Origin of the sequence: Bacteroides sp. D55t1_190419_B8, from assembly GCF_015558905.1 — a bacterium.
Taxonomy (GTDB): Bacteria; Bacteroidota; Bacteroidia; order Bacteroidales; family Bacteroidaceae; genus Bacteroides; species Bacteroides vicugnae.
Genome location: NZ_JADMOU010000004.1, coordinates 86859 through 99608 on the forward strand (window position 1 = coordinate 86859; position 12750 = coordinate 99608).

8 protein-coding genes and 1 pseudogene are annotated in these 12750 nt (G+C 43.3%); 1 reads left to right on the plus strand and 8 read right to left on the minus strand.

Going from position 1 to position 12750, the window contains the following annotated elements; translation table 11 throughout:
• Positions 1-44: 44 nt before the first annotated feature.
• From I2I13_RS05300 to I2I13_RS05310, 3 genes are all read right to left on the minus strand, one after another.
• Positions 45-1220, minus strand: coding sequence for an MFS transporter (locus I2I13_RS05300; protein WP_195649017.1), 1176 nt, complete (start codon positions 1218-1220; stop codon positions 45-47).
• A 26-nt stretch (positions 1221-1246) separates the two neighbouring features.
• Positions 1247-3685 (minus strand): penicillin-binding protein 1C, encoded by a 2439-nt coding sequence (gene pbpC / locus I2I13_RS05305; RefSeq protein WP_195649018.1) that lies wholly within the window; start codon positions 3683-3685, stop codon positions 1247-1249.
• A 135-nt stretch (positions 3686-3820) separates the two neighbouring features.
• Positions 3821-9451 carry an alpha-2-macroglobulin gene (locus I2I13_RS05310; protein WP_195649019.1) on the minus strand — a complete coding sequence of 1877 codons (5631 nt, stop codon included), beginning with the start codon at positions 9449-9451 and terminating at the stop codon, positions 3821-3823.
• 100 nt (positions 9452-9551) lie between these two features.
• Here I2I13_RS05310 and I2I13_RS05315 point away from each other — a divergent pair, with 100 nt between their 5' ends.
• A complete protein-coding gene (locus I2I13_RS05315) occupies positions 9552-9953 on the plus strand; it encodes an FKBP-type peptidyl-prolyl cis-trans isomerase (protein ID WP_074556384.1) in 402 nt (133 codons plus the stop codon).
• A gap of 24 nt (positions 9954-9977) precedes the next feature.
• Here the strand turns inward: I2I13_RS05315 and I2I13_RS05320 are convergent, their stop codons facing one another.
• The 5 genes and pseudogenes from I2I13_RS05320 to I2I13_RS05340 form a co-directional block, all read right to left on the minus strand.
• A complete protein-coding gene (locus I2I13_RS05320; RefSeq protein ID WP_148366370.1) occupies positions 9978-10364 on the minus strand; it encodes a LytTR family transcriptional regulator DNA-binding domain-containing protein in 387 nt (128 codons plus the stop codon).
• 169 nt (positions 10365-10533) lie between these two features.
• Positions 10534-11646: a helix-turn-helix domain-containing protein gene (locus I2I13_RS05325; RefSeq protein ID WP_148366095.1), complete on the minus strand. Its 1113-nt coding sequence runs from the start codon at positions 11644-11646 to the stop codon at positions 10534-10536.
• Positions 11647-11776: 130 nt separating this feature from the next.
• Positions 11777-12130, minus strand: a complete 354-nt coding sequence (locus I2I13_RS05330) for a DUF1622 domain-containing protein (protein WP_099146399.1) — start codon at positions 12128-12130, stop codon at positions 11777-11779.
• A gap of 185 nt (positions 12131-12315) precedes the next feature.
• A pseudogene (locus I2I13_RS05335) lies at positions 12316-12519 on the minus strand (hypothetical protein); the annotation flags it as partial.
• 111 nt (positions 12520-12630) lie between these two features.
• Positions 12631-12750: GGGtGRT protein (locus I2I13_RS05340; protein WP_195649020.1), on the minus strand; the 120-nt coding region annotated here is incomplete at its 5' end.

Genomic DNA, 12750 nt, shown 5'->3' on the forward strand with positions numbered 1-12750 from the left:
CTTATTTTATTGTAATAAACGGTTTGACCGTCTGTTTTGTTGACTTACTTCTTGTAGAAAGTCGTAATTAATAAAGAAATCCCTGTTAAAACGACTCCGGTACCGATCACTCCGTGCCAACCATACAGTTGCCAGAAGCTGCCCGCCAGAAATGTTCCCATCGAACCGCCAATAAAGTAAGTAGTCATGAAAACTGTATTGATGCGGTTCGAAGCGCGCGGGTCCAGTTCGAAGATACTTGTCTGGTTGCTAAGTTGGATACATTGCATCCCTATGTCAATGATGATGATTCCGGCAATGATACCAATAAAGGTGTTTTCACCGATGAAGAACAGTAACCAGGCAAAGAGAATCAATCCGCAGCCGATAAAGTTGAAGCGGCGTACACCGACTTGTTTTACATATTTTCCAACAAAAGAGGCAGTCAATGCCCCCGCCACTCCGCAAAGTCCCAGCATACCAATGACGTCGCTGTTGGCAAAGAACGGAGCTTGTCCCATTTTAAAAGCCAGACAAGACCACATGGCGAGGAGGGAGCCGAAGTTCAATGCCGCCCGGATGGAATAAATCCGTAGTTGCGGATATTCTTTCACTAAGGCTAACAGGGATTTCATCAGGCCGCTATATTTCCCCTGAAAGTTGGTCTGAATGTCGGGAAGGACTTTTAGTACAACAATGGCACAGATAAGCATCATGCCTGCAGCGATGTGATACATTTCCCGCCAGCCAATCAGTTCACCGATAAATCCGCTGATAACCCGTGAAGCCAGAATACCGGTCAGTAATCCAGATAAGACAATTCCTACATTCCTGCCTTTATTTTCCGGACGGGAGAACTGGGCGGCTATCGGAATGAATATTTGTGGAATCATCGAACAAACTCCCGTGAGGAATGAAGCAATAAGTATCAAATGGAAATTGTGCGTCAGGGCGATGGTCAATAGGGAGAATATCAGAACGGTGAAGTTGACCAGGATGATTTTCTTACGTTGATATAAATCTCCCAGAGGGGTGATGAACAATAATCCTGCCGCATAGCCTATTTGCGTGACCATGGCAATCAGGTTAGTTCTGAACTCTGATATGCCAAGTTCATGGCGTATCATATTTAATAGGGGTTGGATATAATAGATGTTGGCTACCGAGACACCGGCCACAATAGCAAGTGTCCAGAGGATAGATGCCGGTAGTCCACCGTTTTCTTTTAATGGCTGTTTCATGCGGCAAAGATAATAAAATAAGATGTTTATTCGATGAAGAAAGTGGTGGAAACTGTGTTACCTTCTCCGTCTACTGCCGTCAGGGAATGTTTGCCGGGAGCAGGTCGCAGTGAAATTTTGTGGAAATCCTGTGTCTGTGTCTGATAGGTGTCGTCGAGATGCCAGAAGATAGTGGCATTGGGATTGCTGTGTGCCAGTTCCACCGTGATAAAGCCTTTGCTGCCGTCCAGTTGCTTGGGCAGCTTGATGTGGGCGTTCATCGGAGGGTAGATGAACTGCATGGGTTGGAAAGAATCTTCTCCACAGCCGGCTTTGAAAGGTGGCAGCGGTTTATATTCCGGATGATGCTGTTTATAGTACCATTCCCATACGGGTGGCAGGGCAAACCATGATTGCTGAATGGTAGGTTCCGTATTTGCACAGTTTTCATAGATGCGGTGGCTTTCGTCGGCGGATAGTGTGACGAGATGATGGTAAGGACAAGCCTCTGTCCGTAATCCGACGGGAAGGATCAGTACGGTGTCGGTTTCTTCACAGAAACGTCCTTTCAGATGACCGGATTGACGGCATATTTCTGCATCAACGAAAACTCCTGTGGGACGTTCGAACCAGGGTGAAGATGGGAGATAATTGAATATATCGAATAATACGGGACCGGCCGTTTGTGCACCGACCAATCCGGGTTTTCCCTCTCCGGTTGCATTTCCTACCCATACGCCTACTGCATAGCGGGGAGTCACGCCAACGGCCCAGGCGTCACGGAATCCGTAACTGGTTCCGGTCTTCCATGCGATAGTCTGCATGGAAGGAATTGATTTCCAGTCAATCTCTTCAGGCCGGTTGACTTCTGTTAAGGCGGAAAGGGTGAGCCAGGCTGCTCCTGCCGAAATAACCTCTTCAGAAATAGCTCCTTCTGCTATTGTTCTTTCTGATATAGCCTTTTCCGAAGTTGTCTTTCTTGAAATTGTCTTTCCTGAAGTAACTTTTCTTGAATCATCTCTTCCCGAAACAGTCTTTTCTTCTGTTCCCAGTAGTATCTGTACTTCCTTTTCTTGGGGAAGATTGTTGGAATGATTGTTGGAGAGGCTTCGTCCCATTTGTGCATAGGCATTCGTTACATCCCATAAAGTAGCTTCAGCGCCTCCTAAAATGAGTGATAATCCGTAATGGGAAGCTGATCGGTTGATAGTCTTGAATCCCATTTGTTGCAGCATGTGATGAAATTTGGGTACTCCATACCTTTGTAACATAGTGACAGCCGGGATATTCAATGAGCGGGCAAGAGCTTCGGAAGCGGGGACGGCTCCTTCAAACTGCATGCTGAAGTTTTGTGGAGTAAAGCCATTGATGTTGACGGGTACGTCCGGTAACAGCATTTGCGGTAATAGACTTCCTTCCTGTAGCATGGCACTATAGAGAAAGGGTTTTAAAATACTACCTGTACTTCTGGGAGCTTGAATCACGTCTACTTGATTCCCCCCTTGTTTGCGGTCGAAATGTACATTTCCGCAGTATGCTACCACTTGATTGACGGGAATGTCTATAATTAGGATAGCCAGGTTACGGATATCACTTCGATTAAATTCATTGCTCCACCGTTCCGCCAAACTCTCTATATGGGTTTGTATTCCTTTATCAATGGTTGAGCGGGTATATAATCCGTTTCTTTCCTGATAGAAGCGGGTAACCAGATGTGGGGCTGTTTGAGGAAGAGGATGTGGTTCGTCGGGTAACGGTTCGCTAATAGCCAATTCATAGGTGGACGCATCAATAATCTCTTCTTCAAAAAGTTGTTTCAATAGACGGTTGCGTTTGGAAAGAAGTGTTTTTCGTCCTTTGGATAGATGAATCATGGCGGGGGCATTGGGCAGGACAGCCAGCATGGCTGATTCCGCCCATGATAAATCTTCGGCAGAATGACCGAAGTAACGCCAGGCAGCAGCATCCAGTCCTACCACATTTCCTCCGAATGGTGCATGAGAGACATACATGGATAAGATTTCCTCTTTGGAAGTCCGGAACTCCAAACGGGTAGCCCAGATCATTTCAATGACTTTCTCTCCGATAGTTCTGGGTTTGTTTCGGGCGAGACGGATGGTTTGCATGGTAAGGGTACTACCTCCGCTTACAACACGTTTATTCTTTAAATTCTGATAGAGTGCCCTTCCGGTAGATAACGGATTAACTCCCCAATGGTGGTAAAAGTGTTTATCTTCAAAGGTAATAAGGCATTGCTTGATTTTATCAGGTGTTGTCTTTCGGGGAGGAAACCGCCATTGACCATCCGAAGCGATACGTGCTCCCAGTAATTCTTCGTTTCGATCAGTCACAACGGTGGAGTAGGGTACATGAAACAGTTGCTGGGGAAGGCAAAAGATGTATCCTATCGTCAAAAGGGTAATGCTTATTGTCATTACTTTCTTAGTGACAGATAATCGTTTGAAGAATTTATATATCGGGTTCATTTAAATGTTAAAAGCTAAGAGACATATCTTTTTGAAACATGATTAGGGAAGAAATAATTAGGCACGGATTACACGGATTTCACGGTTCTACTCGTTAACCAAAACCGCGTAATCCGTGTAATCCGTGCCTAAAATTTATCGACTGACAGTTGTTCTTCCCGCTTTGCTGCGTGCCTGTACGTTTACATCATACATTGCTTCACATTGAACGGCAGGAAGAATAAAGTTACCTGCATAAGTCGCTTGCAGTCTGACAGTGAATACTTTTGTTTCACCACGACGCAAATTGAAATAAGTCAATACCCTGTCATCGCGTATATCCAGATAATTATATTTGCTGACGGACTTACCGGAACCGTCGGCTGTTACGCTTTCCGTTTCGGGGGCAACCATTCTTTCGTTGTATATTTCCCAGCCGGACGGTATGATATGCGTCAGTGCCAGATTGGTGTAGTCGGAAGTTCCGCTAATATTGGATATGGAGGTGATAGCCATAAAGTCAGTTCCCTGTATAATATCATTGACAGAGATCGGTGTACCGTTCAGGTTGGCATATCTTATATCCATGCGAAGATTGTCGCTGATGGCCGGTAATGTATCGTTCAACAACTGTGTGCGTGTGATAAGGTCAACGCTAAGCGCTCCTTTTCCTTGATTTTTCACAGCGATCATACCGGATTTGGGAGTGGTGGCTATTTCCTTCTCAAACACAGCCTTAGCTGATTTCACGGCAGGTTGTTGTTTGTCGTTCCATGTCCATACGAAATCCAGTGTGCCTGACAGCTTTTCGGCCAGACGTCCCATTGCCATAAGAGCAAAAGCGGTGGATTGGGTACTGAACCACTCCTCTTGTGACAGATTCTTTGAAACGACTTTTGCCTGCTGCAAAGCATCCCGTTCCCGGTTCATCAGGATCAGTGTTTCCAGAATCATAGCTTCATCACGGTCGGAGGAACCGTAAATCTGATTCATGGAAGAGTAGGGGCTTACTGTTGTTTCCGCATTATACACCAGTTCTTCAGCCGGTTTCATCTTTCCGGTCAGTGCATAGGTTGCTGCCAGTCTCCATTTAGCCTGAATGGATAATCCTGCCTGTTCTTTCATCCGGTTCATGGCACCATATTCCGGTGCTCCTGCCAATGCAAGCGTATATAAACGGAAAGCCTGTTGCAATTCCGACTGCCATTGTTGCCAGCCGCTTGCATCCTGCGGCATCCGCCAGTTTTGTGCGGCAGCACGTTGGAAACGCTTCCACTTATTCAGTACGTTCGAATGAACGGCGTATCCTTTTTCTTGTGCCAGTGTCAGGAACATTCCTGCATAAGAACTGATCCATTCGTCGGCAACAGCATTTCCCGGCCAATATACAAATCCGCCATTGGGAAGTTGACGACCATAAATCTGCCGGATAGCTTCCTGTACATTTGTCTTTATCTTTTCGGCTTCTATCTTATCTATTGTTTTGAATTGACCGATAAACAGAAGAGGCAAAGCCTTGGAAGTCAACTGTTCCGTACAATGGTGCTGATAGTTGTATAAGAAGTCGAAACGGCGGCTGATGTCAACCGAAGGTATGCGTGATACTTCCAGCTTTATCTGATTATTTGCAGAAGAACTGCTTAGATTGTATGAAAGTTCTTTGCTTTGTCCGGCTTCTACCCATTGACTGTTGCGCAGGGTTACTACCGGATTCGGGTTGCGTACTTCTATTTCAATGGTTTCTTTCGTTTGTTGTCCGCCACCATTGGCTGTCAGATGGATGGTAGCCTTTCCTGTTTTACTACCTGTTTTTAAGGTAAAGAACACGAGCTGGTCACCCGGTTGGCTAAATTTGAGCGACTGTTGGTTGGCCCCTACAATCTGTACTCCTCCACCGGACGCTTGAAGTGATACGGTTACATTCTTTACTTGATTTTCCATCGCAAAGATATTTACCGGAACGGTGATTTCTTCCTGAATACTAAGCACACGGGGCAAGGTGGACAACATCATTAACGGAGTCCGTACGAAAGCCGTTTTTTCCGCATTGCCGTACGCTCCCTCTTGTCCGGCAACCACCATGGCACGTACCGAACCTACATACATCGGAAGTTTCAACGTATGCGTCTGGCTCTTACCTTTTCCCAGATAGAAAGGACCTATAAACTTGACTACCGGTTTGAAACGGTTTGCTTTTGCATCGGCAGGCTTCAATGTCGCGTCGCCACCCGTACTGAAAAGTGAACTGTAACTTCCGGCGGAAGCTCCCAATACATTATCATACATATCCCATGTCCGGATGCCGAGTGCTTCGCGTGAATAGAAATCATTCCATGGGTCCGGGGTCTTGAAATTGGTAAGATCCAGCAAACCGTCGTCTACAATAGCTAATGTATAAGTCATCGGTTTTCCGGTCTTTTCGCTGACGGTCACATTGAAGTTGGTTTCCGGGCGTAACACTTCCGGCATCTGTATCTGCGGTTGTAACACCGTCTGACTGTTAGTCACGAATACCGGAACGACGCCATACATACGGATGGGCAGGTCATTGACTGTTTGCGCATGAGGCTGTAACAAACTGATATGCAGATATACATTCGGAGTCATCTCCGGTGTAATCTTGAATGTATATTTCGTATCTCCTCCGTTGGAAACCTCTATCCATTCTTGCCGTAATACGGTAGAACCGTTTTCTATGGATACCAGTGCACGTCCTCCCGCTGCTGCAGGAATGATTGCTGTGGCTGTTTCTCCTATTTCATAAGAGTCTTTGTTCAGTGAGAAAGCAAGCATCTTGATACCGCTGGGATCAGTCTTGCTCGAACGTCCCCGCCATTCCGGCCAGTCAACATAAACTGTACCTCCGGTGGCATGTCCACTCTCTTTATCTTTCACGTAAACCAGATAGCGTCCCCATGACGGATAATCGATACGGAATTTGAAAGATGCTTTTCCGCCTCTTGTCTGTAAATTGCCGCTGGCAACAGGAGTGATGGAACTATTGTTGATATACGTTCCGAAAGATTCACCACTGTTTTCCCACCACCAACTCCAGCCGATGCGGTATATTTTGTATTCCAGATTAGAACTGTTCACTAGCTGTCCCTGCGTGTTTACAGTTACAATATCGAATACATGATCTTTGTCAGTTTCAATATATTTGCCTTTCGGCTGGTTCAGATTGATACCGACATAAGAGGTGAATGGTGAGAATGGAATCGTTTGAGTGTAGATGCTGGCATCTCCTCCCGGTTCGAACACGCGGGTGGTGAAAGTAGCGTTCAGCATACCCGGCGCTTCCGTTGCGGTCGGAACTTTCAGCATGACGTTTGCTTTCCCTTCTGCATCCAGTGTGCCGTCAAATATATCTGTTTTGATAGTCGTGAAATCCGTAGCCGGATTGTTAAAGATATATTGTCCGTAATTCTTGAACTGTGTATTCACTTTCGATAAAGACATTTCTACTTTGGCTTTCAGTTTGGAGGCAGTTGCTCCTGTCAGCCAAGTTGAAGTGAGTGGGGCATAGAAATCCTTGTCCGTGGCTTGAAGAACCTTCGGCAATGCCAGATTTATTTTCAGGCGGTTGGGTTTTATGGTTTCGATACGCAGACCTTTGTGGAAGGTGGTTCCTCCCACCTTGATATACGCATTCCAAAGCCCGGTCGGGTCTGTTGCCTGTGTCGGAACGTCGAATGTATAGAATCCGTTCATTCCTTGTGTTGAAATCATTTTCGTGTAGAACTGTCCCCTCGGATTGTAAATCTCCAATGCTACGGGATGCTTGTCGGGGATTCTCTTTTCGCGGTCTTCCAATATAAAGGAAATATGCAGCGTGTCTCCCGGGCGCCATACCCCTCTTTCGCCATATATGAATCCTTTCAGTCCCTTTTGGATATCTTTTCCTCCCACGTCGAATCTGCTGACGGATTGTTCTTCACCGTCCACAACGCGGACGTATGCCTTTTGCTTTTCCGATTCTGCCACAATTATGAAAGGCACACCGTTCGGAGTGATTTCAACGAATCCTTCCCCATTGGTTTCTCCTTTCCCTATGGGTTGTAACTGGAAGTTATACGCTGTTACCTGTGCTTTCCCTATCGGCTTTGTATCCAAAATATTACTGACAGCAATCCACAGTTTATTCAGTGAGTTCCGTTTTACAATCATTCCCAGGTTGGAAGCAAAAACGTTGCAGGCAGCTATCCGGTCTGAATTCATGTAATAAGACGGATGACAGGGATTGTCGCGTTCCGTCCATCGGTACACACTCCAGTCCATTGTTCCGCCATTGTAATAATAGTAGGCTTCGGGGGTATTCCAGATTGCTTCATCTTCTTCGGACAAGACACTTCCACTTACTTTAGTCAGTCCGTCGGAGGTGCTGCTGTCGGCGAATTTCATATCCTGATTCTCGACTCCTCCACAAGGATAAGCGGAGTATTCCTGACGGAATGAAAGTATTACACGATAGATGGCACCCGGTTCCTGATGGATTAATCCGGCAAGGTCTATCGAGTAATCTCCCCAATGATGAATGTCTTTGGAAGCATCTTTGGCAAGCCATAACGTTTTCTTGTAAACCAGTCTGCCCGAACGGCGCAGCTCATTGGCCGAGGCCAGTGAATTGGTTTGCATAAACATCAATACATTGTTCTCAAAAATGCGGATCACGCTCAAATCCACAGCATACAGGTTGACAGCCCTGAAAGGAATAATCAGACTTTTCGAATCGGGCAGGATAGCGGCGGTAGTAGACATTTCCACTTGTGGTTTCAGACTTACTTCACTGAATGAGATCGTATGAGAAGTTCCCAACGCTTTACCTTGACTGTCTTTGACTCCTTCATGGATATTCAACGTCAGTTTATTTTGTGTGTTTGCTTCGAAATAGATAAAAACTCTGTTCTCGCTGATTTGGAAGATCGATGAGGAGATTTCCGGGATCTCAATCAGTCCTTTTAAATCTTGAGTAGTGGATAGGGGAGCGGAGAAAACAATCTCGATTCCGTTTTCCGGTTGGTCGATGCGTTCGGCAGACATAAAACGAAAACAATCTTTCGCCGGTATCAGTACTTCTTCGCTTTGTTTACGGTCGATGCCGGCCGGGGTGCCGTTGGCTGTGATAGTCAAGGGGTAATCATCAGCTTCTCTGGGGATTTGTCTGATACTAAACAAATACCGGGTATGATTGTCGGTTGCGGTGACTTCCACCGGATAACTCTTTTTCCCGTCACTGGCAGTCAGCATCTTTTCTACCTCTTCCTTTTTCACTACATCGCTGAAACGTATCTCTCCTTTCATATTTATCTCATTCGGTTGGGTAGCTGTAATCGGTAATGATTCCAGTTGCAGGGTGAAGTTACGTTCTTGTACGCGGAATGAGAAGTTGAACTCTTTCAGCTTTTTCTCTACTTCGATAAAGTCTCCGAGCCGGAAAGTTCCTTCGTAAAGTGTTCCCGGTTTCAGCGCTCCTTCTTCAGGCACAAATTCAATGGTATTGTTGCTTACCCAATATGCTTTTCCCTTTAATGAAGGTGAGAAACTGAATGGGTTGCTTTTTAACTCATTGTTTATATCCACCATGGGTTGGTCGTGGGTCAGTTCTATACGTATGGTCGAATTTTGCGAGATGACTCCTCCCGTATATGCGTTTACATACGGTGCATAATCGGCAGAAGGAATGATGTCTTTTTGAGTGCGTGTGCATGAATATAGGCCCACAGTTATCATGATGAGCAAAAATAGTCCGGTAGCACTGATGCTACGTGTAGTCTTTGTTTGTCCCATAGCGAGGAGTCTTTTTATAGTTCAACGAACAAATATACAGTTTTTATGCTAAATCCTTTGTTATTCTGATTATTTTTGCAAGTTCTTAATCAATTTATTTATGGGGAAAAAGAAAGAATACAAAGAGGCCAATCGGCGATTTCTGAAAAAGCTGTCTTTTCAGGAGGGTGTTTTCGCATTGCCGGGTGGAATCTATTACAAAGTTTTGGAAACTGGCGAAAGTACGATTTCTCCGGGTGCACGGAGTATTGTTACCGTGCATTACAAAGGAAGTCTGATTGATGGCCGGGTGTTTGATAATTCTTATGAGCGTACTTGTCCCGATGCCCTACGTCTTAGTGATGTAATAGAAGGATGGCAGGTGGCACTTCAGAAAATGCATGTTGGCGATAAATGGATTATTTATATTCCTTATGCAATGGGATACGGTATCAAATCTTTTGATTCTATTCCTGCCTACTCGACATTGATCTTCGAAGTGGAACTGCTGGGTGTTGCATAGAGCATAAAGATGAGCTATAGGGAATCAGATACATGGATATTTTTCTTTTAGCTTCTTCATGAAAGACTTGCTTACTTGTAAAAGTTCCATTTCATTAAATGGAGGAAGCAATATGCAATTGTTGTCTTCAATCGAAACCAGATAGCTTATATTGATAATGTGTGACTGGCTAATCTGGATAAGATAGGGATGCAGACTCAATATCTTTTGTGAGTTTGTATTTCTTCTGAGTGCCAGGATATGATTGTTATTTAATACAGCTTCCCATAGTTTACTCTTGGAGTTATACCGGAAATAGCCAATCTGTTCTAAATGGATTAGTTGCAAGTTTCCAGTTATAGTAGTATATAAAAAGATCTTTTCTTCTTGATTTTTCTCTGTGTTGGTGTGATTGCAATTATCAGTATTCATATTCATTCTATTTATCTTGGTATCTGATTAATCTGTTGATGATGTGAACGTCGTAGTTTTATTTTGCATCAAAAGTAATGGATTGCTTTTAGCTACAAAAATAAAAAGTGTCTCATTCCTGAAATGAGACACTTTTACTAGTAAGAATTATGCTTTTAAAAAAAGGAATTTATTGCTTTACTCTTTGACTATCAATGAATTTGCTGGGTGATACACCATACTTTTCTGAAAAGTTACGATAGAAAGTTGCCCGGGAGGTGAAACCGCATGCAAACATCAGTTCTTTTACATTACTCTTTGGATTTTCGGCGGCTAGCTGTCTGAAATATTCCAGTCGAAGATAATTAATGTATTCCCGGAAACCTGTAAAACCCCGACTTTTGATTGCTGCTGAAATATCGTGTTCTTGTTTATTCAGAGCTTTGGCTAAAAGTTCTATATTATACCGTTGATCGGTATAGGGATGCTGTTCCTGAAGATAGGTTTCAATCGTTAAGAAGAGCGGGAGAGGAGGAGATGATTTTCCGGCTTGTGGCATTATGGGGCTTTCCGTATTCTTTGCGTTATGAATCATGTTTATATGGTTCGAAAACGGGTTCTCGTAACGTAAATATTGTATGGAGAATAAGACCGTAAAAACGATTGCCATAATGCCGAACAGGTTGAAAACAAATTCATTGATATTTAGAGTGAACAAGATGTATATCCCTAAAAATACGAATAGAAAACCGATGAATAGATACATGTTATTATTTATCCTGCGGTAGGTCTTGTTATTCATCATAGGATAAATAAGAAGAACGAGCGGGGTAAAAACGGATAACAGGAATATGCAAACCCTAAGCTTGACATCTATTAGATGGATATTCGGAATAATTTCATCCATGGAGTGGATGGGAGTGATATTCCCATTGAAGCTTAAATAGCTGATTCCTACGGTTATCGTAATAATGGGTAATAATAGAAAAGTAAATATTCTGAAATGGTTCAGATAGCCCGGCGATAAAGAAGCGATAGGGAACAGGGCTACAATATTTGCTAAAGCATACCATTTGAGCATTTTCTCAATGTTGAGCAATTCTGTGAAGTTGTATTCCGGAGTGTCTGTGACAATTGTCAGCCATCCGATATTTTCCCATGAAAACATAATACCGATGCCGGTAGCTATAATTCCCCAATATAATTTCGGATAATTATCTTTGGCGCGTATGATAAGGATGATTCCTATAATTAACGCAATCAGATCAAGTGTAAGCTCAATAGATAGATGTGTAATTCCCATTTTTTTTGACGTGTTTCTATTCCTTGCCAGTCAGTGTGTAAATGTTTCCCGTACAAAGGTAGGTAAAATAGAAATATCAGGCAATAAAAAAGGACGTGGCTTTGAAGAAACTTAGTTGTGCGGTAATATGCTATATTTCTTTCGCTGAATCATTTTCGGCCAATTCTTTGATCTCTTTATTCAAAAATACAGAAAGCACAGTTCTCACTATGACTACTCCACCTAGGATTGCCAATTCGTCCAACGTCGGATCAACCACTGTTTTTAGTATGTCGGAAGCAATTAGAAACTCCAATCCAAGCAAAAGGTAAGTACCAAAATCCGCCCTCAACTGTCGTATATTGTTAACCGTATATGTTCCGTTGAATCGTTTTATCTCATTGCGTAAAAAGGCAATGAAGCAGACTAATACTCCGTAAGTGACAATTAGCAGACTAATAACACTGATAATAGTGGCAAGTGTATTTAAGAATGTGAGTAGCATTGTTGTATAATGTTTTAGTATCTGTTATGTAAACAGGCGAAGTCGTACAAAAGTTCTCGAATTAGCTACATTATTTGCTCTTGCAGGTTTATATTAAGTTATATCTGTTGATGAATGGAGATGTATACCTATTCAAAAGGGAATGTGGTTGTAAATAACGGAAAGGCTACCTTTGATCTTAATTCTTATAATGAGTATAGTGCTGATTTCTTAAATGTTCTTAATCTTATTTGCGTATCAATGAAATATAAGTCACCATCAATACCATATAATACATTGTTAGGGACAGCGTCAAAGATTTTGTATTGTTCATTATGGAATTCATCTATATAGTCCATTTCAAAACCAAGTGCTTCCATATATTCAGCTATTTCATCTTCTGTAGCCTTAAATAATGTCTGGAATGAAGTGTTTGTAACTGCCATCTATTACAAGTTACTACAAAAAAACTCCTGCAATCGCAAGGACTACAGGAGTTTATCTATATAAAGTAATCTGAATTACTTGCTTAAAGCCTGAGCTACATCAACCGCACAAGCTACTGTACAACCTACCATCGGGTTGTTACCAATTCCCAGGAATCCCATCATTTCTACGTGAGCAGGAACTGATGAAGAACC

Coding starts and splice junctions, on each gene's coding strand:
- I2I13_RS05300 (WP_195649017.1), bottom strand. CDS start 1,220: ATGAAACAGCCATTAAAAGAAAACGGTGGACTACCGGCATCTATCCTC.
- pbpC (WP_195649018.1), bottom strand. CDS start 3,685: ATGAACCCGATATATAAATTCTTCAAACGATTATCTGTCACTAAGAAA.
- I2I13_RS05310 (WP_195649019.1), bottom strand. CDS start 9,451: ATGGGACAAACAAAGACTACACGTAGCATCAGTGCTACCGGACTATTT.
- I2I13_RS05315 (WP_074556384.1), top strand. CDS start 9,552: ATGGGGAAAAAGAAAGAATACAAAGAGGCCAATCGGCGATTTCTGAAA.
- I2I13_RS05320 (WP_148366370.1), bottom strand. CDS start 10,364: ATGAATACTGATAATTGCAATCACACCAACACAGAGAAAAATCAAGAA.
- I2I13_RS05325 (WP_148366095.1), bottom strand. CDS start 11,646: ATGGGAATTACACATCTATCTATTGAGCTTACACTTGATCTGATTGCG.
- I2I13_RS05330 (WP_099146399.1), bottom strand. CDS start 12,130: ATGCTACTCACATTCTTAAATACACTTGCCACTATTATCAGTGTTATT.